The organism is Rhodococcus sp. OAS809, assembly GCF_040546695.1.
GTDB lineage: Bacteria > Actinomycetota > Actinomycetes > Mycobacteriales > Mycobacteriaceae > Rhodococcus_F > Rhodococcus_F qingshengii.
Genome location: NZ_JBEPOI010000002.1, coordinates 4,642,145 through 4,666,011 on the forward strand (window position 1 = coordinate 4,642,145; position 23,867 = coordinate 4,666,011).

At 62.0% G+C, this 23,867-nt stretch carries 18 protein-coding genes; 14 read left to right on the plus strand and 4 right to left on the minus strand.

All coding sequences use genetic code 11. From position 1 onward, the window contains the following. Positions 1-29: 29 nt before the first annotated feature. On the minus strand, positions 30-920 hold the full coding sequence (locus ABIE52_RS24560; RefSeq protein ID WP_003943104.1) for a LysR family transcriptional regulator: 891 nt from the start codon (positions 918-920) through the stop codon (positions 30-32). Between the two features lie 124 nt (positions 921-1,044). Here ABIE52_RS24560 and ABIE52_RS24565 point away from each other — a divergent pair, with 124 nt between their 5' ends. From ABIE52_RS24565 to ABIE52_RS24580, 4 genes are all read left to right on the plus strand, one after another. After that, positions 1,045-2,412: an NAD(P)/FAD-dependent oxidoreductase gene (locus ABIE52_RS24565; RefSeq protein WP_003942969.1), complete on the plus strand. Its 1,368-nt coding sequence runs from the start codon at positions 1,045-1,047 to the stop codon at positions 2,410-2,412. 49 nt (positions 2,413-2,461) lie between these two features. Then, positions 2,462-3,214, plus strand: a complete 753-nt coding sequence (locus tag ABIE52_RS24570) for an IclR family transcriptional regulator (protein WP_003943227.1) — start codon at positions 2,462-2,464, stop codon at positions 3,212-3,214. Between the two features lie 98 nt (positions 3,215-3,312). Then, positions 3,313-4,503 carry a 4-hydroxybenzoate 3-monooxygenase gene (locus tag ABIE52_RS24575; protein ID WP_192712750.1) on the plus strand — a complete coding sequence of 397 codons (1,191 nt, stop codon included), beginning with the start codon at positions 3,313-3,315 and terminating at the stop codon, positions 4,501-4,503. Positions 4,504-4,825: 322 nt separating this feature from the next. Then, on the plus strand, positions 4,826-5,695 hold the full coding sequence (locus tag ABIE52_RS24580; RefSeq protein ID WP_192712751.1) for a TIGR03619 family F420-dependent LLM class oxidoreductase: 870 nt from the start codon (positions 4,826-4,828) through the stop codon (positions 5,693-5,695). A gap of 44 nt (positions 5,696-5,739) precedes the next feature. On the opposite strand, the gene ABIE52_RS24585 is transcribed toward ABIE52_RS24580, so the two are convergent. Together ABIE52_RS24585 and ABIE52_RS24590 are read right to left on the minus strand one after the other, a co-directional pair. After that, positions 5,740-7,062: a ClC family H(+)/Cl(-) exchange transporter gene (locus ABIE52_RS24585; protein ID WP_192712752.1), complete on the minus strand. Its 1,323-nt coding sequence runs from the start codon at positions 7,060-7,062 to the stop codon at positions 5,740-5,742. Positions 7,063-7,176: 114 nt separating this feature from the next. After that, positions 7,177-7,797 carry a LysE/ArgO family amino acid transporter gene (locus tag ABIE52_RS24590; protein WP_064113644.1) on the minus strand — a complete coding sequence of 207 codons (621 nt, stop codon included), beginning with the start codon at positions 7,795-7,797 and terminating at the stop codon, positions 7,177-7,179. Between the two features lie 75 nt (positions 7,798-7,872). On the opposite strand from ABIE52_RS24590, the gene ABIE52_RS24595 reads away from it, so the two are divergent. The 5 genes from ABIE52_RS24595 (at position 7,873) to ABIE52_RS24615 (ending at position 15,059) form a co-directional block, all read left to right on the plus strand. Next, positions 7,873-8,766, plus strand: coding sequence for a LysR family transcriptional regulator ArgP (locus ABIE52_RS24595; protein WP_007730552.1), 894 nt, complete (start codon positions 7,873-7,875; stop codon positions 8,764-8,766). Positions 8,767-8,898: 132 nt separating this feature from the next. Next, positions 8,899-10,371, plus strand: a complete 1,473-nt coding sequence (locus tag ABIE52_RS24600) for a class I adenylate-forming enzyme family protein (RefSeq protein ID WP_192712753.1) — start codon at positions 8,899-8,901, stop codon at positions 10,369-10,371. 85 nt (positions 10,372-10,456) lie between these two features. Beyond that, complete coding sequence (locus tag ABIE52_RS24605; protein ID WP_042451545.1) at positions 10,457-12,304, plus strand: DUF3556 domain-containing protein; 1,848 nt, start codon at positions 10,457-10,459, stop codon at positions 12,302-12,304. Then, a complete protein-coding gene (locus ABIE52_RS24610; protein WP_192712754.1) occupies positions 12,301-13,734 on the plus strand; it encodes a phytoene desaturase family protein in 1,434 nt (477 codons plus the stop codon). Before ABIE52_RS24605 ends, ABIE52_RS24610 begins: the two co-directional genes overlap by 4 nt. A 35-nt stretch (positions 13,735-13,769) precedes the next feature. Next, on the plus strand, positions 13,770-15,059 hold the full coding sequence (locus ABIE52_RS24615; protein ID WP_030536101.1) for a PucR family transcriptional regulator: 1,290 nt from the start codon (positions 13,770-13,772) through the stop codon (positions 15,057-15,059). A gap of 107 nt (positions 15,060-15,166) precedes the next feature. Here ABIE52_RS24615 and ABIE52_RS24620 read toward each other — a convergent pair whose 3' ends face one another. Further along, positions 15,167-16,477, minus strand: coding sequence for an HNH endonuclease signature motif containing protein (locus ABIE52_RS24620; RefSeq protein WP_192712755.1), 1,311 nt, complete (start codon positions 16,475-16,477; stop codon positions 15,167-15,169). 116 nt (positions 16,478-16,593) lie between these two features. Between ABIE52_RS24620 and ABIE52_RS24625 the strand changes: the two genes are divergently transcribed. Genes ABIE52_RS24625 through ABIE52_RS24645 form a run of 5 tightly spaced genes read left to right on the plus strand, consistent with a single transcriptional unit; the run spans position 16,594 to position 23,855 of the window. Continuing rightward, positions 16,594-17,901: an SWIM zinc finger family protein gene (locus tag ABIE52_RS24625; RefSeq protein WP_230359183.1), complete on the plus strand. Its 1,308-nt coding sequence runs from the start codon at positions 16,594-16,596 to the stop codon at positions 17,899-17,901. Continuing rightward, a complete protein-coding gene (locus tag ABIE52_RS24630; RefSeq protein WP_192712756.1) occupies positions 17,898-19,382 on the plus strand; it encodes a DUF5691 domain-containing protein in 1,485 nt (494 codons plus the stop codon). Before ABIE52_RS24625 ends, ABIE52_RS24630 begins: the two co-directional genes overlap by 4 nt. Positions 19,383-19,441: 59 nt before the next feature. Then, positions 19,442-20,512: an ATP-binding protein gene (locus ABIE52_RS24635; RefSeq protein ID WP_031330719.1), complete on the plus strand. Its 1,071-nt coding sequence runs from the start codon at positions 19,442-19,444 to the stop codon at positions 20,510-20,512. Next, positions 20,509-22,695, plus strand: a complete 2,187-nt coding sequence (locus tag ABIE52_RS24640) for a DUF5682 family protein (protein ID WP_192712757.1) — start codon at positions 20,509-20,511, stop codon at positions 22,693-22,695. Before ABIE52_RS24635 ends, ABIE52_RS24640 begins: the two co-directional genes overlap by 4 nt. Further along, entirely contained in the window at positions 22,692-23,855 is a 1,164-nt protein-coding gene (locus ABIE52_RS24645; protein WP_047269390.1) for a VWA domain-containing protein, read from the plus strand. The genes ABIE52_RS24640 and ABIE52_RS24645 overlap by 4 nt, the downstream gene beginning before the upstream one ends. The last annotated feature ends 12 nt before the right edge of the window (positions 23,856-23,867 follow it).

Here is a 23,867-nt window from a genome sequence, read left to right on the forward strand (position 1 = left end):
CGTGAGGGGAGTCGATCGCCATCGCACTTTCACTCAGTGAAAGACGGATTCATGGCGTCCTTGAGCGCTTGGATCAGATCGGCGAACTCGGTCGAGTGGGTGGCGCCGCTGCGGGTCACTCCCGAGACGGGAATTCGCAAGCGGCCGTGCGATTCTCGCATGAAGCTGATGCCGGCGCGTGGAGATTCGCCTGCGGTGATCGAATACAGCAGGGTCCAGGCGCGCGGGTTGGTGATCACGTCCAGCGTGGCTGTGTGATCGCTCGGAATTGCAGGGCCCAGTTGGACGCGTCGATCTATCTCGCGGAACGCGTCCTCGACCACCTTGTGAATGAGCACCTGGCTTTGGCGCGGCGGCAGGAGCAGGGGGTATGCGGCCAGATCATTGAGGTCGACGCTTTGCTGGCCGGCCAGGGGGTGCCGGCTCGACATGACGACCAGCAGATCTTCGACGCCGAGGTCCAAGGGTTCGAGTCCGGGGCGGTCGACGCCGCCGCGAATCAGCGCGATGTCGGCGTCACCGGAGGCTACGGCGTCCATGCGGTGGGCAAAACTCTTGATGACGAACTCGACGTCCAGGTCCGGATGAAGTTCGCGCACGTGTGCGATGGCGTCCAGCGTCTGAGCGGCGAAGCTCATGTTTCCGGTGATCCGGATCCGGGCTCGTGGGTCGCGTGCGACGGAGTAGGCCATCGTTTCGAGGCTGAGGACTTGCTGCGCAATGGGCACGAGTCGCGATCCTGCCGGGGCAAGGCGAACGGCTCGGGTCGAGCGTTCGAAGAGTGTCGCGCCAAGCTCCTTCTCCAGTCGGGCGACCTGATGGCTGATCGCCGACTGCGAGATGAAGCAGCGCTCGGCAGCGCGACTGAAGCTCAGTTCCTCGCTCACGACGAGGAAGTACTTGAGTTGGCGGAAGTCCATGAGGACAGCTTACTTATGAGCAATCGAGATAACAGTCTTGCGAATACTCCAGCTAGCTGGACCCGACCCATGATCAGTCCATACCGTAATAGTCATACTTTCAATTTGGTTGAGGAGATTTGTTGTGGATAGAACAGCTGCGGGTCGCGCTGACATCGACGCGACTGGACACGAGCAGACTCAGGTAGTCATCGTCGGTTCGGGATTCGGAGCCCTCGCCGCGGCCAAGACCCTCGCGAAGTCCAAGACGCCGTTCGTCCTCATCTCCGCCACCACCGAGCACCTCTTTCAGCCGCTGCTCTACCAGGTGGCGACGGGCGTTCTGTCGGCAGGCGAAGTTGCTCCGCCCATCCGCACGATCCTGCAGAAGTACCCCAACGCCGACGTGCGTCTCGGTCGCGTCGTCGAGGTCAACGCCGAAGAGAACACCGTCGTCTACGAGGCTTCAGGCACCCGCCACACTCTCGGATACCGCTCGCTCATCGCAGCCACCGGTGCCACCCAGGCGTACTTCGGTCATGACGAGTTCGAAAAGGTCACCTACAAGCTCAAGACCGTCGAGGATGCCGAGGTCCTGCGTAAGCAGATCCTGCGTTGCTTCGAAGAGGCTCACACCACCAACGACGCGCTGGTTCGCCGCAACCTGCTCAGCTTCGTTGTCGTCGGTGCAGGCGCGACCGGCGTCGAGCTCGCCGGACAGATCAAGGAACTGGCGCGTCGCTACTTCGCCAAGTCCATCAACAACATCAGCGCCGACGAGGTCACGGTCACCATGGTCGAGGGCGCGGGCGTTGCGCTTCCGGCCTTCGGCGGCAAGCTCAGTGAGTACACACAGGCCTCGCTCGAGAAGTCGGGTGTCGAGGTTGTTCTCAACACTATGGTCACCGCCATCGACGAGCACGGTGTCACCGTCTCTTCGGCAAAGACCAAGGAAGAGAAGCGCATCGACGCCGAGACCGTCATCTGGTCGGCCGGTGTTCGAGCCAACGACTTCGCCGCAGTGCTCGGCGAGGCGACCGGTTGTGAGAGTGACCGTGCAGGTCGTCTGCTCATCAATCCGGACTTGACCGTCGGCGGGTTCGCCAACGTCTTTGCCATCGGCGACATGACTTCGCTGAACGGTCTGCCGGGTCAGTCGCCCGTTGCAATGCAGGGTGGCCGTCACGCAGCGAAGACTGTGAACGGAAAGGTCAAGGCCGGAACGCCTTTCAAATACTTCGACAAGGGCAGCATGTCGATCATCAGCCGATTCAGCGCTGTGTGTCGCGTCCGCAAGGTCGAGTTCAAGGGCACGATCGCCTGGTTCATGTGGCTGGCCGTGCACGTGATGTATCTGGTGGGCTTCCGCAACCGGTATGTCGCTGTGATGTCGTGGTTCGGTTCGTTCATCGGTCACCGTCGTCCGCACTTCCACTACGCGCAGGAGCCGATGAAGATCGAGGCCACGCCGCCGGTGACCGAACGCGAACCGGAATTGGCGCACTCCGCGTAGCTTCGCACCGCCTGAACACGTTTCGCCTGATGTCAGTCACACTGTGTGAATGGCATCAGGCGAGCGTTCGTTGATCGGCCGGGCATTTATCGTGCTCGGTGCCTTCGACGCGAAATCGCCGCGGTTGACGCAGTCGGAGATCAGTCGTCGCAGCGGTTTGCCTCTGCCCACCGTCCATAGACTGTGTGGGCAGTTGGTGGCTGAGGGCGCACTCGAGCGTCGGAGTGACGGCAAGTACCAGGTCGGAGTCCGGTTGTGGGAGATCGGCGCTCTCGCTCCCGGCGCTCACGGCCTACGGCAGGTGGCGTTGCCGTTCCTCGAGGACCTGTACGAGGTCACCCGAGAGAACGTGCAGTTGGTCGTTCGTGAGGGCACCGAGGCTCTGTACCTCGAGCGCTTGTCCTCGCGTAGCGCCGTCACCGTGGTCGGCCGTGCCGGCGGAAGATTGCCGTTGCACGCGTCCAGCGGTGGATTGATTCTCCTCGCGCACGGCGGAACCGAGCTTCTCGACGACGTCCTTCGCGCCGGCCTCGAGTCGTTCACTCCCAAAACCATTACTTCCGAGCGGATTTTGCGAGCAACTCTCGACGAGATCAGGCGCGCCGGATTCGTGGTCTGTCGCGAGTATCTGAACGTCGGAACCCTTGCCGTCGCCGCTCCTGTCCGCGAAGCCGGGGGCAGTGTCGTGGCAGCGGTCTCGACAGTTGTTCCGGTGGAGCAGGATCCGGCTCCTTTACTGCCGGCGTTGGTCGCGGCCGCCCGTGGAATATCACGCGGGCTTGGTAGCGGTGGGTTTCGATAGCTCGTTTCGGTCTTTCACTGAGTGAAATTGCAGCTGTTCAGAGGAGTGATCGTGGTCGAGGGTGGTCTCAATCGTCACTCACCTCAGGAGCTCTCTGTATGTCTTCTTCACGCACCCAGGTCGGAATCGTCGGTGGTGGTCCCGCCGGGTTGATGCTCTCGCATCTGTTGCATCTGAAGGGAATCGATTCGGTTGTCCTGGAATGCCGCACCCGCGAAGAGGTAGAAGGCACCATTCGTGCCGGCGTGCTCGAACAGAACACGGTTGATCTCATGGTCGAGACCGGACTCGGTGATCGACTGAAGCGGGAGGGCCTCGAACATCACGGAATCGAGTTGCGATTCGGTGGACGAGGGCACCGAATCGCGTTCGACGAACTGACCGACGGGCGAGCAGTCACGGTGTATCCGCAACACGAGGTGCTCAAGGATCTGATCGCGCGGCGTCTCGCTGACGGCGGGGACATTCGATTCGGAGTGTCCGGCGCGCAAGTACACGATCACGAATCGGATCGCCCGAGTATCAAATTTGTCGACTCGGACGGAAATGATCAGAAGCTCGAGTGCGCCCTGGTGGCCGGTTGCGACGGTTCACGCACCGGAACGCGAAAGCTGATTCCCGAACCGTCGATCCGAACAGATCATTTCCGCCAGTATCCCTTCGCGTGGTTCGGCATCCTGGCCGAGGCGCCGCCGTCGTCCGAAGAACTGATCTATGCCAACCATGAGCGCGGGTTTGCACTGATCAGCACACGGACGCCCGAGGTACAGCGTCATTACCTTCAGGTCGATCCGGACGACTCCGTGGACAACTGGTCCGACGATCGAATCTGGGACGAGCTGCACATGCGCGTCGACGGTGAGGGGGCGGAGATCAAGGACGGCAGGATCTTTCAGAAGTCGATCCTCCAGTTCCGCAGCTTCGTGTGTGAGCCGATGCAGCACGGCAACCTGTTTCTTGCAGGGGATGCGGCGCACACCGTGCCGCCGACCGGCGCGAAGGGAATGAATCTCGCGATCGCCGACGTCTACGCACTGGCGAAGGCAATGGACGGTTTCTTCACCTCGTCCGACCGAAAGATGCTGGACGGGTACACCGAAACGGTGTTGCCGCGTGTGTGGCGGACGCAGCACTTCTCGTGGTGGATGTCGTCGATGCTCCATCGCTTGCCAGACGACAGCGGTTTCGGGCATCGCCGACAGTTGGCCGAGTTGGACATGGTCACGCGTTCGGTGGCCGGACGAACGCTGATCGCCGAGAACTACGTCGGAACTCCCTTGCATCAGTAGGCCGATTCGCAGGTTGCACGGTGCGAAATCAGGGGGAGTGGGGTGCCAGGTGTCACCAGGACACCGAAGTTCTTGGTATGTGTCCGCCAGGCGGGAAGCCGCCGAGCCGAAGTAGCGGGAGCTTTGTAACCTCGAACACGTCCTTGTCCAACCGAGGGTGGCTGATGCTTCGACCGCACTGCGGGGGAGTTGTCGTATGACTGAGCGTTGCAAGAAGTGACTGTTCAGGATCCACTGTCTCCCAAGCCGATCGGTGCGAACCGAATTCGAGCTCATCGAGGCACTTCAGTCGCTCCGGTCAACTGAACAGAGGGATCTTCCGATGAAGTTCAGCCTCGCCGTGGCGATGATTCCCCTCTCTCAACTCGTTGCACTTGCGAAAGTGGCCGAAGAATGCGGCTTTTCTTCGATCACGATGCCCGACTCACTGTTCTTTCCCGAGCGGGGCGCTACCGGGTATCCGTATACCGCTGACGGTGTGCGGATGTGGGACGCGAAGACACCATTTGTAGACCCCATGATTGCCGCGGCCTTCATGGGACCCGGAACGTCGAAGATTCGCTTTTATCCGCAGGTGCTCGAGCTCAGCTCACGCAATCCTCTGCTGCTGGCAAGCCAGGTGGGGTCGGTCGCGAATCTGACAGGAGGCCGCTTCGGTCTCGGGGTCGGTGTGGGCTGGGCGCCAGAGGAATTCGAGTGGTGCGGCGCTTCCCCCAAGGATCGAGGCCCGCGAGTCGACGAGATGCTCGAGGTACTGCGACTGGTTCTAGGCGGCGGTATGGTCGAACATCACGGCAAGTTCTTCGACTTCGACAGGCTGCAGATGAGCCCGGCGCCGATCGATCCCGTCCCCATCTACATCGGAGGACATTCCGCGGCCGCATTGCGCCGTGCAGCGCGAGTGGGTGACGGTTGGACCTCGGCTACAGTCTCTTTCGCTGATCTGCAAGCTCTCATCGCGAGGATCGGCGTCCTGCGGGTCGAGTACGGGCGCGCCGAGTTCCCGTTCGAAATTCAGGCCGTCTGCGCCGATCGCTTCGGTCTCGACGGCTCCTTGGAACTGGCCGATAGCGGAGTGACGGAATCGATCGTCATTCCTTGGGCCATGTACGGCCTCGGGTTCGACTGCGACCTGGAAGCGAAGAAAGGTGCGGTACGCAGGTTCTCCGAGGAAGTCATCTGCAAATTCTGAAATTCACGTAGCGCGCCCGTGCTGCAATGACCCGTGTGCGGGGATCAATCCGTATGCGGGCGTTGCGGCTCCAACATCCGTTCGCGCAGACTGTCGTAGATAGGTGCCGACCCTGCCGACGTGGTGACGAATACCGCTGCCGCAGTGGCAGCGAGCATCGGGACCAGCGTCGACGTCACCGCGGTCATTTCGACCACGATCACGATGCCGGTGAACGGTGCGCGTACTACGGCGCCGAAGAAGGCCGCCATACCGACGGTGGCCATGGTGACCGTGAGCCCGGCGTCCACTCCGGGCACGAAGCTCGACAGTCCGGTGAAGATCGACCCCCAGAGCGCGCCGAGAGCGAGTAAGGGAGCGAACAGTCCGCCGGGAGTTCCAGCGGCATACGAGAGCGGGCCGGTGAAGAACCGAACCACCAAGTACAGCAGCAGGATCGGCAGTACGAAGGTCCTTCCGCCGACGATCATCTGTGCAAGAACGTCGCCGCCCCCACTGGCCAACGGGTCGAGGAACAGCGTCAGGCCGATGACGGCGCCGATCGTTGCGCCGATGACAGTCGGTGGGATCTTGTCGAGCCGTGCCACGATGTCGAGTAGTCCTAGAATCAGGCGGTTGTACGCAATACCCAGTAGCCCCGTGAGGATTCCGAAGACGACGAACAGTGGCAAGAATGCGAGTTGCGGTGTCGGGACGGTGCCGACCTCGAAATCGGGTTGATCACCGATGACGATCCGTGCACAGCCCACCGCCACTGAAACACCGAAAAGCGTTGGCAGCACGGTGCGCAGCCGGAACGAGTGCGTCACCTCCTCGCAGACGAACAGTGCTCCCGCGATCGGCGCGTTGAATGCGACAGCGAGTCCTGCTCCGGCCGTGGATGTTTGCAGCATGGCGACGTCGGGTTCGGTGAGGCGGGCTCGCCGTCCCGCTTCTGCTCCGATCGCCGCACCCATGTGTACGGTGGGGCCTTCACGACCGAGAACCAGACCGGAGCCGATCGCCAAGAGGCCGCCGATGAATCTGGCGGGTAGGAGATTGATTCCCGGCGGTTTCGCTTCACCGCGGGACACCGCCTCGACGTGCTGGATGCCGCTTCCCTTTGCGAGAGGCACTCGTCTGACGATCAGTACGGCAAGTACGGTGCACAGGGCCACCAGGAGGACCGGCACGAGCCACCCGACGTACGGAACGTGATGCGCCCAGTTCACGATCGCCTGACGAAGTTCGTCGGCCCTGATCAGACACCAACGGAACGCGCCGCCGACAAATCCGACCCCGACGCCGGCGACCGCAGCGAGTAGACACAGCAAACCCAGTCCGCGGTTGGAGTCACGCGGTTCGGTGCCGCCATCGTCCTCGGTCATCGTGATCAGCCCTACCTGATGGTCACAACTCGCGACAGGTGAATTGAGCTTCCTCATCTTGGACGGTAACCCATCCCGCTACCCGCAGGGTCGGATCGAGGTTGTGCAGCCTGGTCACAATTCGACAAGCAGGCTGATTCCGAGAACCGCCATCATCACGGCGATCAGAGCATCGAGAACCCGCCACGCGTTGGGTTTCGCGAAAAGCGGCGTCAGCAGACGTGCGCCGTAACCGAGGGCGCCGAACCAGACCACACTTGCCGTGATGGCACCGGCGGCAAACCACCAACGTCCGATCTCGCCGCGACCGTTGGCGATAGAACCCATGAGCACGACGGTGTCGAGGTACACGTGTGGATTGAGCCAGGTGAGGGCCAGTGCCATCGTGACGGCGGCAATCCTCGACCCGTTGCCATGTCGATCCGGTGCCAACGTCTGGGGGTGAAGTGCCCGCTTGGCGGCGAAGATCGCATAGCTGAGGAGGAAAACGGCGCCGGCGATACGAACGAACGTGATCATCGACGGTGCGTGTTCGAGGAGGGTCCCGATTCCGCCGACGCCCGCGAGGATCAGAATTGCGTCTGACAACGCGCACACTGCGACGATCGGGAGTACGTGCGATCGCGTCAGACCTTGGCGAAGAACAAACGCATTCTGGGCGCCGATTGCGACGATCAATGACAGTCCGACTCCGAAACCGACGAGGGCCGACGCAGGGTCGTTGGTGCTGAGCATGTTGTCGAGCCTGCCGCGCAGATATCATTCAGTCCAGCTAATGATTCTAAGGACACATCAGAGTAGCTTCAGATTATGTTGGATTTCGAGCAACTGAGGGCATTGCACGCCGCGGTCGACGAGGGAACCTTCGAGGCGGCGGCGCGGAAACTACACATCACGCCTTCGGCGGTCAGCCAACGAATCAAAGGTCTCGAGACCTCGGTTGGCCGGATCCTGGTGCAGCGCACCAAACCCGTCCAGGTCACCGATTCCGGGAGAGAAGTCCTGCGTCTTGCACGTCAGATAGACGCTTTGTCGCGTGACACCGTGCGAGAGCTCGGCCTTGAAAATGGTTCAGGGATGTTTGCGCGTGTCTCGATCGCGGTCAATGCCGATTCGCTGTCCACCTGGGTTCTCGGGGCCCTCGCGGAGTTCACGCAAGAAGTCAGTTTCGATTTTCATCTCGACGATCAAGACCACACCACCGAACTGCTGCGCGACGGTTCGGTCATGGCTGCCGTCACGTCTGTTGCGTCACCGATTCAAGGGTGTACCTCCAGTCGGTTGGGCATCATGCGGTATCGGCCGATGGCGAGTGCGGAGTTCTGCCGTCGTTGGTTCGCAGACGGTGTCACGGCCGAATCCCTTTCGGAGGCGCCGCTGGTGGTGTTCAATCGCAAGGATCTGCTGCAGGATCGGTACCTCGATCAAAAGGTCGGCCACCCCGCCGATCCGCCCCGTCATCTTGTTCCTTCATCGGCAGACTTCGCGGACGCCGTCAGGCGGGGATACGGCTGGGGATTGATACCGGACCTGCAGCGCGGCGACGACGATCGCTCCGGCGTGCTGATCGGATTCGATCCGGACTTCGTGGACGACGTTCCGCTGTACTGGCAGCAGTGGAAACTGTCGTCACCTGTCTTGCGCCGGATCTCCGAGGTGGTGACCAGACGCGCCCACGAGGTGTTGCATCAGCCGTCGAGCTGATGCATACCGTACGTGTGGTGTTGTGCTCAGGGAACAAAGAACCTGGACAAGTTGATCCCCTGGGACCGTTTCTTCGGCCGCAGGACGCCGATAGTGTTTTGAGTCACACACGAATGAAAGGTGCTGACTCTCGTGGCGAACATCGGATATCTGGCTTGGGATCTTGCAGAGAAGTACGGGCAGAAGCCGTGCTTGCGGGACGACCACGTCGAACTCACGTATGAAGAGTTCGCAGATCGCACGGAAGCTGTTGCCGCGCAATTGGCTGGACTCGGAATCGGCCTCGGTGACGTGGTGGCGATCATGCTGCCCAATCGCGTCGAGTTGCTGATCGCGATCATGGCTGCCTGGCGCATCGGTGCTGCCGCTACACCCATCAATCCGATGTTCACCGCGAACGAAGCGGACTACCAGATCGCGGACTCCGGGGCCGAGTTGGTCATCACCGCCACTGCCGACGCACCCTCGGGCGGCCGCGCAGTGTTGGCTGTCGAGGATCTGGCGACAGTGCCGCCGACCGATCCCCGACCCGGAATCGATGTTGCAGCAGACGATCTGGCGTTGCTCATCTACACCAGCGGCTCCACCGGACGGCCCAAGGGAGTGATGCTGACTCATGCCAACCTGCAGTTCATGGCTTCATCGATGGGCAAGAACATCGGTGTTACCGGCGCGGATCACTGCCTGCTGATTCTGCCGCTGTTCCATGTCAACGCGATCTGCGTCAGCGTCTTGACGCCCTTACTTGTCGGCGGACAGGTGAGTGTCACCGGGAAGTTCTCGGTTTCGAGATTCTTCGACGACGTCGCGCGGCTTCGCCCCACGTATCTCTCGGCGGTGCCGGCAATCTACGCGATGCTGACCTCACAGCCGGAAGACCCTTCGATCGACACGTCGTCCTTGAGGTTTGCCGTGTGCGGTGCGGCGCCGATCAGCAAGGAACTCCTCGAACGCGCTGAGCAGCGTTTCGGTTTCGTGATCGTGGAAGGTTACGGACTCACCGAGGGGACCTGTGCGTCGGCCTGCAATCCTGTGGACGGCGTGCGCAAACTCGGTACGGTCGGCCCGGCGTTGCCCGGCCAGCAGATTTCCATTCTTGCCGAGGACGGAACCTTTGCGCCCGCCGGGACTGCCGGAGAGGTGGTCATCAAGGGTGGCAACGTGATGCGTGGCTATCTGGGTAAGCCGGAGGAAACTGCGAAGACCGTCAAGGATGGTTGGTTGCATACCGGTGACGTCGGAGTCCTCGACGAGGACGGCTACCTGACCCTGGTCGATCGCATCAAGGACATGATCATCCGTGGGGGAGAGAACATCTACCCCAAGGAGATCGAAAACTCCCTCGCTACACACCCTTCCGTGCTCGAGGCAGCCGTCATCGGCGCTCCGCACCAGGTCTACGGAGAGGTGCCAGTTGCCTATGTTGTCGCCTACCCCGATGCGCCCGTCACCGAAGACGAACTGCTCGAACATGTCACGGCCTTGCTCACCCGAGTAAAGGTGCCAGTGGCGATCTACGTCGTCGATGCGCTTCCCCGAAACCCGGTGGGCAAGATCGACAAACCTGGAATGAGACGAGCTCTGAGCGCAACTCCCGCTCACTAGTCACTTCCCCGTAGTACCAGCACAACTCGACGACGTCCGTCGAGTCGATCCGTCATGCCCACATTCCGTATTTCAGGAGCAAATCATGGGATTCAAAGAAGGAAACTTCCCTCCCGTCGATCCGGCAACGTTCATGGACAAGCCGTTTCTCGAGCGTCTGCGTGACATGTCCACGCACTGGGTGGATTACGGCTTCGGTACGCCGAAGATGGTCCACACCGTCTACATCATGAAACTGTTGTTCCTCTACCTGGCAGCTGGAACAGCCGTTGCCACTTTGACTTCCGGCCTCTCGTGGTTCGACATCGGATCGTGGTGGAACCAGCCGATCGTCTACCAGAAACTCATCATCTGGACGATGATGCTCGAGATGCTGGGCTTGGCAGGATCCTGGGGACCGCTCGCCGGCCACTTCAAGCCGATGACCGGTGGAGTTCTCTACTGGCTCCGCCCCGGCACGATTCGTCTGCCACCGTGGCCGGGCAAAGTGCCGCTCACCTCGGGTGACACCCGCACGGTGTTCGACGTCTTCATCTATGTCGCCGCAGTCGCCAATCTCCTTGTTGCCGCTGTTCTCCCCGGTGTTCACACCACAGGAATCGACTCGGCAATCGCTGACAATGCCGGACTGGTGCGCCCGACGGTCTTGTACTCCTTCCTGGTACTCATGGTGATTCTCGGGTTGCGGGACAAGGTGCCCTTCATCGCTGCCCGTAGTGAGCAGTACCTGCCGGCGATCTTCTTCTTCACATTCCTGCCGTTCGTCGACATGATCCTGGCGCTCAAACTGCTGATCGTCATGGTGTGGATCGGTGCCGGTGTCTCGAAGTTCGGTCGCCATTTCTCGCTGGTGGTTCCTCCGATGCTCAGCAATACCCCGTGGATCCCGTCGAAGAAGATCAAGCGCGCCCACTACCGGAATTTCCCGGAGGATCTGCGGCCTTCACACCTGGGCGGCGGCGTCGCACACGTGGCCGGAACGATGGTCGAAATCGTCACCCCGTTGATACTGCTGTTCTCGACGAACAAAACCCTCACGATCCTCGCCGTGATCCTCATGGTCGGATTCCATCTGTTCATCGCGTCGACCTTCCCGCTTGCCGTCCCACTCGAATGGAATCTTCTGTTCGCCTACGCCTCGGTCTTTCTGTTCCTGGGATTCCCGGCATGGGACGGCTACGGACTCGGCGCCATGTCCTCACCGTGGATTACCGCGGGAATTGTTGCAGCCCTTGCCTTCTTCCCCATTCTCGGAAACCTTCGACCCGATCTGGTGTCCTTCCTGCCGTCGATGCGCCAGTACGCCGGCAACTGGGCATCCGCGACGTGGGCATTCGCGCCGGGCGCTGAAGCCAAGATCGACCAGTTCATCAAGCGTCCGTCGCCGGATACGCGCAATCAGTTGATGACGATGTACCCCGAAGATGTGTCCGATGTCGTTCTGCATCAGCTGTTGGGCTGGCGTTCCATGCACAGCCAGGGGCGTGCGCTGTTTTCTCTGATGATCAGGCACCTCGGCGACGACATCAACACGTACTCACTGCGGGAAGCAGAGTTCATGTGCAACTCCATCGTCGCCTTCAACTTCGGTGACGGGCACCTGCACGACGCGAAGTTGATCGCAGCCATTCAGCGTCGCTGCAATTTCGCACCCGGTGAGTTCCTGGTGACCTGGATCGAATCGCAGCCCATCCACAAGGGAACGCAGGAGTACCAGGTGATCGATGCCGCTCTCGGTGTCATCGAACGAGGTACTTTCAAGGTCGCCGACGCAGTCGCCGAACAGCCGTGGTTGCCGAACGGGCCCATTCCGTTCGACGTTCAGTGGACACTGGACGTACGGGCCGACCGCGCGGCAACGGATCCGCAGGTTGTCTCCGAACCGAAGATGCGTACGAGGGTCAGCGGTAGCGAGCAAGAGGTGAGTAAGTGACAAAGGCCGTAGTCGTCGGCAGCGGGCCCAATGGGCTCGCTGCCGCGGTACACCTCGCACGTAGCGGTGTGGACGTGCAGGTGCTCGAGGCTGCCGACCAGATCGGCGGAGGCACCCGCTCCGGTCCGATCGACGTGCCGGGGTTGATCCATGATCACTGCTCGGCGTTTCACCCGATGGGTATCGGATCGCCGTACCTGTCCAAGCTGGACCTCGAGCGATACGGGCTGATCTGGAGATGGGCAGAGGTGGACTGCGCGCATCCGCTCGACAACGGGGACGCCGGGGTTCTGTACCGCTCGCTGGAGCAGACGGCTGCGGGACTCGGCGCTGACGGGCCTCGATGGCAACGCATGTTCGGTGACTTGTCGACTGGGTTCGATGCGCTGGCGTCCGATCTGATGCGCCCGATCGTCAATGTTCCGCACCATCCGCTGCGGCTCGCAGCTTTCGGTCCGCGAGCGCTGCTTCCGGCAACGGTGACCGCGAAGTTGTGGAAGACGGACAAGGGGAAGGCGCTGTTCGGCGGGGTTGCCGCACACGCCTTCTATCCACTCAACCGTCCGGCCACCTCGGCGGTGGGATTGATGATCACTGCTGCTGGTCACCGCTACGGTTGGCCGGTTGCCGAGGGAGGTTCGCGGTCGATCACCGACGCGATGGCTGCGATGCTCCTCGATCACGGCGGCAAGATCGACACCAGCGTTCGGGTTCGTACGGTCTCCGAGATTCCGGACGCCGATGTTGTTCTGCTGGATGTCAATCCGGGGGGTGCGCTCGAAATTCTGGGCGATCGACTCCCTGGTCGAGTGGCGAGGGCCTATCGAAAGTTCAAGCAGGCTCCCGGAGCATTCAAGGTCGATTTTGCGATCGAAGGTCATGTGCCGTGGACCAATCCGGACTGTGCTCGGGCCGGAACTGTCCATCTGGCAGGTGGTTTCGACGAAATCGTGGCCGCTGAGCGTGAGACGAATTCAGGCCGTATGCCGGACCGGCCGTTCGTGCTGCTAGGTCAGCAATACCTGGCTGATCCCACCCGATCTGCCGGGAACATTCATCCGCTGTATGCCTATGCGCACGTGCCTCACGGTTACGCCGGCGACGCTACGGAGGCGATCATCCGTCAGATCGAGAGGTTTGCGCCAGGATTCCGGGAGCAGATCGTCGCGACGTCGAGCAGTGGTACAGCTGACCTGGCAGAGGACAATCCGAATCAGGTAGGCGGCGACATCATCGGAGGTGCCAACACCGAACTGCAGGTTGTCTTGCGTCCGCGCGTCGCAGTCGATCCGTACAGCACGGGGATCGCGGGCACTTACCTGTGCTCGGCCTCGACCCCGCCGGGTGCCGGAGCACATGGAATGTGCGGGTACAACGCAGCCGAATCGGCTCTGAAGTACCTGCGACGAAAGGGTGCGGAAGTTCTGTGAGCAGTCCATCGCACAAGGAGCGAGGCGCCGGTGCGATGCGGCGCCTCGCCCGAGTGCCTGCAGCCGCGGAGCCGGAAGTGCTTGCGGTGGTTGCCGAGTTGGCACGACGACTCGACGAGCGCAGCGCCGACATCGCGCGTGAGATGGCCTTCATGATGGCTCACGAAATCGACCAATTGGATGCAGACGCCAAATTGCTCGAAATGCTCGAGGCCAGCGTGCAGGGAAACATCACGACGATCATCCACGTATTGGCCAACGACATTCCGATTGATCATCTCCAACCCACCACTGCTGCAGTGGAATACGCTCTGCGTCTGGCGCAGCGGGATGTCCCGTCCAACTCCCTTGTCCGGGCCTATCACATGGGCCAAGGCGATCTGATGCGGATCTGCCACGACGAGATCAGCACACTGGATATTCCGGCGCGACTCACTTTGGCTGTCCTGAAACACACTTCGGACGTGGTCTACAGCTACATCGACTGGATCACGCTCTACGTCTTCGACGCGTACGAGCGGGAACGCAGTCGATGGATGGCAGCGCAGGGAAACCTCCATTCGGCCGCAATCCACGCACTCCTGTCCGGCACCAACGCAGATACCGCTGCTTTCGAAGCGGAGACCGGGTACCGCCTCGGTCAGAACCACGTCGCCCTGGTGGTCTGGTCGACGTGGGATGCCGACGTCATGGGCATCAATACGCTGGACCGACTCGTACGTGATCTCGGCGCAGCGGCGGGAGCGGACAAGCCGCCGATCATCACCGCCATCGATCGGCGCACGGTGTGGGCGTGGCTGCCGTTCGGTCGCCGGGTGCCTGCGCCGGATCCGGAGGTTCTCGCGGCGGCAGTGCCGTTGGACGGCGGGGCGCGGGTGGCAATCGGACTGCCGGGGTCAGGGGTCGACGGTTTCAAACGGTCCCACGAACAGGCAACCGCCGCCTATTCGGTTGCTGCCGTCCCGGATACACCGCAGCGACCTGTGGTGAGCTTCGGAGACCGCGGCGTCGCTGTGGTTTCACTTCTGTCCGAGAACATCGATTCGACGAAGTCATGGGTCTGGGAGGTGCTTGGCCCGTTGGCGGAAGATACGCCCTCTGCTGCATCCTTGCGGACGACGTTGAGTGTGTACTTTGCACATGGTGAAAGTCATCTGCACACTGCCAATCACATGAATCTGCACCGGAATACGGTGAAGTATCGCATCAACAAGGCGCTCGGCGATCCAGTTGCTGCCGGCCGAGACAAGTTGGATCTTGCTCTGGCCCTGCAGGTTTGTGAGTTGTTGGGCAGATCGGTCTTGCGCCCCGCGCGAACGTCGTGAGTTGTGGAAAGTTGTGGACGCGCCACGGCCTGTGGGCTCCGTATCGGGTTTTGATGTCCGATGCGGAGCCTGGCCGTGTTCTGTTGTCGCCAAAGAGGTTTGACCCCTCAGGTTTTGAAGGTGGTGTTCGCGGGCCGTGGGTGCTGGCCGGGGTCGATCGAGGGCGGCGGGACGAACCAGGGTTTGTTGTCGGCGCCGATTCGGATTTCCCATTTGCCGACGAACCCGGATTTCCGGTGCATCAGTCGGTGATGTGAACGGCACAGCAGGACCAGGTTGTTCATCACCGTCGGGCCGCCGTTCGCCCAGTGCCGGATATGGTGCGCATCCGTCCAGGCAGGCACACATGAACACCCCGGGAACGCGCAGCCTCTGTCTCGGGCGATCAACGCCACTCGCTGTTCGGGGGTGACCAATCGTTTTCCGGGTTTCGCATCGAGCGGTGCGCCGTGATCGTCGAGCAGGACGGTGGAGAGGAAGCAGTCGCAGCCGAGGAGTCTGGTCTGTGACACGGACAGTGGTCCGAGCCAGGGCATGTGCCCGACATCAAGATCGGCCAGGTCCAGAGAGTCGTCATCACCCGAATCCGAAGACTGTGCGGCACAATCCCGATGCTCCGCCAGATCCCGAGCATTGATGTGCACGTTCACATGCGGACGCTGACCACCATCGGTACCGGTTTTCGCGCAGTCCAGATACCGGCGGATCAGTTCGGTGAACCCGTCCGCGGTGCGTTTCGCCGCCGACCGGGCATCCGGGGTTCCATCCGGTGCTGGGGTCGGCATCGTCAGACTCGACAACGCCGACAGCAACATCTCACCGGTGAGAGCGTCGAAATCACCACGCACCACCACTCGACCGTTCAAGGTCGACGCGATCCGGAGCTCGTTGAGATCGACATCTTCGGCGGGCGGGATCTCATCCGATTCGAACACTCGCTCCAAGGTCGCGATCACGTTCCGCACTTTCGTCGTCGTCGCTTCCACACCCGACGCAGCCGCCAACAACAAATCGATGCACTTCGGTAATGCCTCCTCCGGCATGCCTTTCGGCGGTGACTCGCAGAACGCGACGATCAACACGGCATGATCGAACGAGCAATCCCCGCCATCGAACCGAGCCGCCACCGCCGGAAACGGCCGCAAAGCTGCACCCAGCGCGGCGATCTTCTTCCCGTCCCGAACCTGCAGCATCGTGTTCGCCGCCAACCAGGACCCCACTCCGCGGCTGGCAATCACCTGATCATCGGGACGCAACGACAACTCGTCCACCACCGCCACCCGCACAGCCTCGAGACGCAGAATCTCCGCACTCGCCTCGACAGCAGCGGTACGCAACTCGGCAGCAGACAACTGCCACAGGCGTCCGCGTAACCCCACCGCAGAACCAGACACCACATCCGACAACAAGACACTCATTGAATCCCCCGATCCCCTCCCCAAATCATATTCGAACATGCGTTCGAGTCAAGGGGTTATTCACCAACGAATCGGCCTGACTCTGTGATGTCAGCGGGTTGTCATACTGTGGTCGAGTGACTTCGCCGTGGACAGCTGGGCAGGTGGCGTCGGTAGCTCCGGACGCCGCATCGCTGGCCGCTGCGCGCAAGTTGGCTGGTTCGTGGAGCCATGCCGGCAACAGGGGTCTCGCGCTCTGGGGGCTGTGTCAGGGCAGCGGCTCGAAGCCGTATCAAGCAGTGGTCGACCTGCGGGGCCCTGCATACAAGTGCTCGTGCCCCAGTCGAAAGTTTCCGTGCAAACATGCTCTGGGGCTGTTGGTGGAATGGTCGGAAGGGCGTGTGCCGTCGGCGGACGAGCCCGCCGACTTCGCGGCAGAGTGGTTGTTGCGCCGCGAGGAGAAGGCCGAGACCCGCGGCGAAAGGGCTGAGACCGGCGACGAGGCTCCCAAGAGGGCTCCCGACCCGGCGACAGCGCAGAAGCGCGCCGACCGCGTTGCGAGCGGTCTCGTCGAATTGGACCTGTGGATCACCGATCAGATTCGCAGTGGTCTGGCAGCGATGGACACATCCTGGGCGGGCTTCGACGCAGTAGCTGCTCGAATGGTGGATGCTCAGGCGCCTGGTGTCGCAGGCACACTTCGAGCCTTGGCGGGCACCGTTGCGTCTACCGAGAACTGGCCCGAGAAAGTCCTCGACGAGTTGGCTCGGTTGCACCTGCTGGTTGCTGCGCATCAGAAGCTGTCCGAGTTGCCGGAAGATCTTGCCCATTCGGTGAAAGCACACGTCGGCTATCCGGTCTCAACCGAGAGTGTGATGGAATCGATTCCGGTGAAAGAGAACTGGATGATTCTCGGTTCCGGGATCACCGAGGAGAAGCGACTGTTCACCCGAACGGTGTGGATGCTCGGCAGGAATTCGAAGCGGTGGGCCATGCTGCTCGACTTCTCCCACGGGTCACCCAATTTTGCCACCGAAACGCCGCCAGTCGGGTTTCTGCTCAACGCCGATGTTCATTTCTATCCCGGTGCCGCGGCATTGCGGGCGCGGATAGGGGTCACGCACGGAGAACCGGAGCCCTTCACAACCATGCCGTTCGGAAGCATCGACACTGCGTTGCAGCAGTTTACCGATGCCCTCGCCGCGGATCCATGGTTGCGCTCGTGGCCGGCAGTGATCAGTTCGGTGGTCCCGTCGTTCGTCGACGGATCATGGTTTGTCGTCGACGAATCGGGCACAGCGCTTCGGGCAGAGGGTGATTCGGATCTTCTGTGGAAGTTGCTCGGCATTTCCGGCGGTTACCCGGTCACAGTCTGCGGAACGTGGAACGCGCTGGCTCTTACTCCGATCTCGGTTTTCACGGGAGGGCAGGTGATCGTGCTGTGAGTACATTGATCTCAGCGGCGCTCCTTGGGACAGCCAGAACAGCAACAACATTCGAGGATCTGCCGGCTGAAGTGCGTGGCTACGCTCGCGAACTCGACGGCGATCCTGCCGAGATGCTTCTCGCAGGAGCAGCGTTGGAGAGGGCGTACCGCCGTGGCGGTGCGGGCTCCACCACGGCGGCGGTGCCGACACCTGCGCCAGACGATGTTCGATTCACGCTGCCGGAATCCTCATCGGCGCATCTGCTGTCGATGCTCGCGGCCAAGGCGACCTTGCTCGACGAATGGTTCGCAGTCGCGTTGGAGCACAATTACCGTGCGCCTGATCATCTGGTCGCCGAGTTGCTTTCCTTTGCACGTGCAAGTGAAGCTCACCGGGAGAGCATCCTGCAGATTGTCGGCGAGCGTGGTCGATGGCTTGCCGCGCAAAACCCCGAGTGGAGCAAACTCGTCCGAACCAGGGATGCCAACCCGGACGTGTGGCGTCACGGAAGTTCGTCGCAGCGCACACAGTGGCTGATAGACACTCGTCGAACAGATCCCGCGCTGGCGCTGGCCGAACTCCGAAAGTCCTGGGGCACCGAGCGGGGCGAACAGAAGGCTGCCTTCGTCGCGGCGCTGGCAAACGGACTGAGTGCGGATGATCAACCATTGTTGGAGGAAGCCCTCGACGACCGTCGCAAGGACGTGCGACGCGCGGCAGTGGAAGTACTCGGACAACTCCCCGAATCGGAGTTCGGGGAGAGAATGGCTGCTCGGGTTCGGAAATGGGTGCGGGTGGAAAGGAAACTCGTTCGGTCCACGCTCGTCATCGTCCCGCCTGAGGAAGTCGATTCAGCGGCGAGGCGAGACGGCATCGAAGACCGGCCGAATCCACACACCGACTATCGTGCCGAGTATGTGCGTCAGGCGATCGGTTCTGCGCCGTTGTCTCTGTGGAACAACATGATCGGTGGACCAGGCAAGGTCTTGGGGATGAGCGTTGACGAAAGCTGGGAGCCGATCCTTCACGACGCGTGGTCCACCGCCGCAGTCGCGCAGAACAATACGGAATGGGCGCTGGAACTCTTTCGTATGCGCGGCACCGCCACCGATCGACGCGTGCTCCCGTTGGTGCCGGCCAAGGCGCTGGCTGATCTGTTGAGGTCCGGAAACGGCGACGCCAATGTTCTGCACCCCGGCCGGGCAGCGATCTACGACGCTCTGCGAGGTCCATGGCCCGAGGACATCACCCGGGCAGTGGTGGCCCAGTGGGAACGAGTTGCGGCCAGACGTGCCGACGGAGGCGCCAAGGCCGGCGAATTCTCACGCTACAAGTACGTCGCATCGCTGCGCCTGGCCGAGACTCGATTTCCTTACAGCGCAGTAACTTTGCTGGAGCGTGCTGCGGAACGTGCACGTGACCCGGACTGGCGGCAGACCTTCGCCAGAACTGCCAGTGCCATCACCCACCGCAAGACTCTGCTCGAGGAGCTCAAGTGACTGACAGCGTAACCGTGCCCACCACGGAACCGGAAAAGCTCGCGCAACCGGCAAAGCTGATGCGGCCCCACGCAGAGCAGGAGTACGCGCTCGAACTCGAAGCACTGGCCGCGCAGGACACCCGTCCGCGTCCACCGTCGTGGAACTTGTCGCCCTGGGCCGTGGTGACGTATCTGTTGGGTGGCACTCTCGACGACGGAACAGTCATTTCACCGAAGTACGTCGGTCCACGGCGGTTGATGGAAGTGGCCGTCGCAACTCTTGCCACCGACCGGGCGCTACTGCTGTTGGGGGTTCCCGGTACGGCCAAGACCTGGGTCTCCGAACACCTTTCGGCCGCAATCTCGGGTGCGTCGACGCTCCTGGTTCAAGGCACGTCGGGTACGCCCGAGGAAGCTATCCGCTACGGCTGGAACTACGCACGTCTTCTCTCCGAGGGGCCGACCGCCGGTGCACTGGTGCCTTCTCCCGTGATGACGGCGATGGAAACCGGGAAGATCGCCCGCGTCGAAGAGTTGACGCGTATTCCGGCCGACGTGCAGGACGCCCTCATCACCATTCTCTCCGAGAAGACGTTGCCGGTGCCGGAGCTGGGCATCGAGGTGCAGGCAGCCAAGGGCTTCAACCTGATCGCTACCGCCAACGATCGCGATCGCGGTGTCAACGACCTGTCGTCCGCACTGCGTCGACGGTTCAATACCGTAGTCCTCCCTTTGCCGGCCAGCGAGGAAGACGAGGTGGCCATCGTGGCACGTCGAGTCGAACAGCTGGGCGCAGCACTGGAATTGCCGACAACCCCCGCAGCAGCCGAGGAAATTCGCCGAGTCGTCACCGTGTTCCGGGAACTGCGATCAGGCACGACCACCGACGGCCGCACCAAGTTGAAGTCCCCGTCCGGAACTCTGTCGACGGCGGAGGCGATCTCGGTGGTCACCAACGGTTTGGCGTTGTCTGCGCATTTCGGGGACGGCGTACTGCGGGCATCCGACGTCGCTGCCGGAATCCTGGGCTCGGTGATCAAGGATCCGGTCGCAGACAAGGTGGTGTGGAACGAGTACCTCGAGGCAGTAGTGCGTGAACGCGGCGAGTGGTCCGACTTCTACCGGGCGTGCCGCGAGGTCACCGGGTGACCATCGTGATTCCGGACCTGCGTGTCCGGGTCTTCGGTATCCGTCACCACGGCCCGGGATCTGCTCGTTCGGTTCGGCAGGGCCTGGAAGAGTTCTCGCCTGACGTCGTCCTGATCGAAGGGCCTTCGGACGCAGACCCGTTGGTGATGCTGGCGGCGTCGGAATCGATGGAACCACCGATTGCGTTGCTCGCGTACGCCACTGGCGAACCGTCGAAGGCGGCCTTCTGGCCGTTTGCGGTGTTCTCACCCGAATGGCAAGCGCTGCAGTGGGCTGCGAAGAACGGTGTGCAGGCACGGTTCTGCGATCTGCCCGCCTTCAACGTGTTGGCGGGTCAGGGGATTCGTACTGTCCGCGAGGGCGATCCTCTGTCGGAACTGGCCGCGGCCGCGGGTTTCGACGACACCGAGCGCTGGTGGGATTCGGTGATCGAATCGAGCTCGGGCGCAGATTCTTTCGATGCGATCACCGAGGCGATGGAGGCGCTGCGTGAGACAGTGCCGATCGACGAGGAGACAGCGCATCGCGAAGCGTACATGCGTCAGGTGCTGCGAAAGACGTTGAAAGATGGCGCTGAGCGGGTAGCGGTCGTCTGCGGAGCCTGGCACGCGCCGGCGTTGGTCGGAGCCTTGGGGCCGGCGGCACCCGATGCTCGCATCCTCAAAGGAATGTCCAAGGTCAAGACCTCGCTGACCTGGGTTCCCTGGACACATTCACGCCTGGCGTCGGCATCGGGTTACGGCGCCGGAATCACCTCGCCGGGCTGGTATCACCACCTGTTCACCGCGAACGACAAGACGATCACGCGGTGGCTCACCAAAGTTGCGCGGGTGCTCAGGGACGAGGACCTTCCGATCTCGAGTGCTCACGTCATCGAAGCTGTCCGGTTGGCAGATACGTTGGCGGCACTGCGTTCTCGACCCTTGGCGGGATTGTCGGAGGTCACCGAGGCAACGAGGTCGGTGATGTGCGACGGGAACGACGTTCTTCTGGATCTGATCACGCGAAGATTGGTTGTGGGCGAAGCGCTGGGCGCGGTGCCCGAGGAAACGCCGACAGTCCCACTCGAAGCAGACCTGCGCGCACGCTCGAAGACCTTGCGGCTCAGACAACAAGCGGGAGCAAAGACTCTCGATCTGGACCTGCGACGCGACATCGACGTCGAGCGTTCCCAGTTCCTGCACCGACTGGGGATCCTCGAGATCGATTGGGGAACCCCGGCCGACAGTGAGGTCCGTTCCACCGGAACGTTCCGGGAGACTTGGGCGCTGCAATGGAAGCCCGAATTCTCGGTCTCGGTGATCGAGGCGTCGCTGTGGGGCACGACGGTGGTTGCAGCGGCAACATCATGTGTCGTCTCGAAGATCAACGAGCCGGACATTTCTCTCGCGTCACTGATCGGACTACTGGAGAACTCGCTCCTGGCGAACCTGCCGGCAGCGTTGTCCGCTGTGCTGGAAAGTGTGAAAACGGTTGCGGCACTGGATCATGACGTGTCGCACCTGATGGCGGCGCTGCCCACGCTGACGCGAACGCTGCGGTACGGCGATGTGCGCGGAACCGACGTGTCGGCATTGGTCGACGTCGCCGACAGCCTGTTGATCCGCATTTGCACCGGCCTCGCAGTCGCCGTCACGGGCCTGGACGATCCCAGTGCCGAGGAGTTTCGCGAACACCTCGACAAGGTTCACTCGGCAGTCATGGTTCGTGACGATCGCGATGCGAGCGCACGGTGGCTGCAGGCCATGGCCGGCGTGATCGACCGTGACGACGTCAACGGATTACTCGTCGGACGGTTGGTGCGGCTACTGCGCGACAGCGGTTCGATCACGGAAACCGCTGCAGCCCAGCGCTTGTCTCGGGCCCTGTCCGTGGGAAGCACGCCGACCGGCAAAGCCGGGTGGGTCGACGGGTTTCTCGGTGGAGGAGGGCTTGTGCTCGTTCACGATCGAGCGTTGCTCACGCTGATCGACACGTGGGTTCGCCAACTTCGTGAGCAGGACTTCATCGACACGCTTCCACTGCTTCGACGTACGTTCGGAGCGTTCGAGGCGGGGGAGCGTCGAGCGATCGGTCAGGCGGTCAGAGGTGGACGACGCGTCGAAACGACAGTGGAGACCGATGCTCGACGCGGCAGAGCGGCAATGGCGGTCGTTGCGGACATCTTGGGGGTGGGCGCATGAGCGACGACGATCAGCGCCTTCGACGCTGGAGACTGATGCTCGGGGAATCCGCCGAAGAATCGACGGGTGGGCTGGGCCAACCGGGCGAGCGTCGAATGGATGCAGCTCTTGCCGCACTCTACGATTCGTCCGGCCCGACCAAGGGGCGACGCCGCTCAGCCGGATTGGGGGCGTCGGCTCCGTCCGTCGCCAGATGGCTCGGCGATATCCGGACGTACTTTCCCAGCACGGTGGTGCAGGTGATGCAGAAGGACGCGATCGACCGACTGGGTTTGGCGCAGTTGCTGCTCGAACCGGAACTGCTCGATGCCGTCGAGCCCGATGTGCATCTGGTCGGGACGCTGCTGAGCCTCAACCAGGTCATGCCGGAGGCCAGCAAGGCCACTGCTCGAATGGTCGTCGGCAAGGTGGTTCGGGAAGTCGAAGAGCGAATCGCGCAAAAAACGAAGGCCGCGGTGACCGGGGCTCTCAATCGTTCGGCCAGAACGTCGAATCCGAAGTTGCGTGACATCGACTGGGACCGAACCATCCGAGCAAATCTGTCGCACTACCTTCCGGAGTATCGAACCGTCGTCCCCGAGCGGCTCGTCGGATACGGCCGCAAGTCGAAATCCGTGCAGCGCGACGTAGTCCTGGCGATCGACCAATCGGGTTCGATGGCGTCCAGCGTCGTCTACGCATCCGTGTTCGGCGCGGTGTTGGCGTCGATGCAGGCGCTGAAGACTTCGCTCGTGGTTTTCGACACTGCCGTCGTCGACTTGACGGACAAACTGTCCGATCCAGTCGACGTCCTTTTCGGGACCCAACTTGGTGGGGGCACGGACATCAACCGCGCTATCGCGTACAGCCAGTCACTGATCTCGCGTCCTGCCGAGTCGATGTTCGTTCTGATCTCGGACCTCTACGAGGGCGGTATTCGCAACGAGATGTTGCGCCGGATGGCCGCCATGAAGAACTCCGGCGTTCAAGTCGTGGTTCTACTGGCACTCTCGGACGACGGGGCACCGTCGTTCGATCACGACAATGCAGCGTCGCTGAGTGCCCTCGGGATTCCCGCGTTTGCGTGCACGCCGGACAAGTTTCCGGAACTGCTGGCGGTGGCTCTGGAACGCGGGGACGTGTCGGCTTGGGCGGATCAGCTCAGCCTCGAACAGCACTGACCGGTCTGCTTC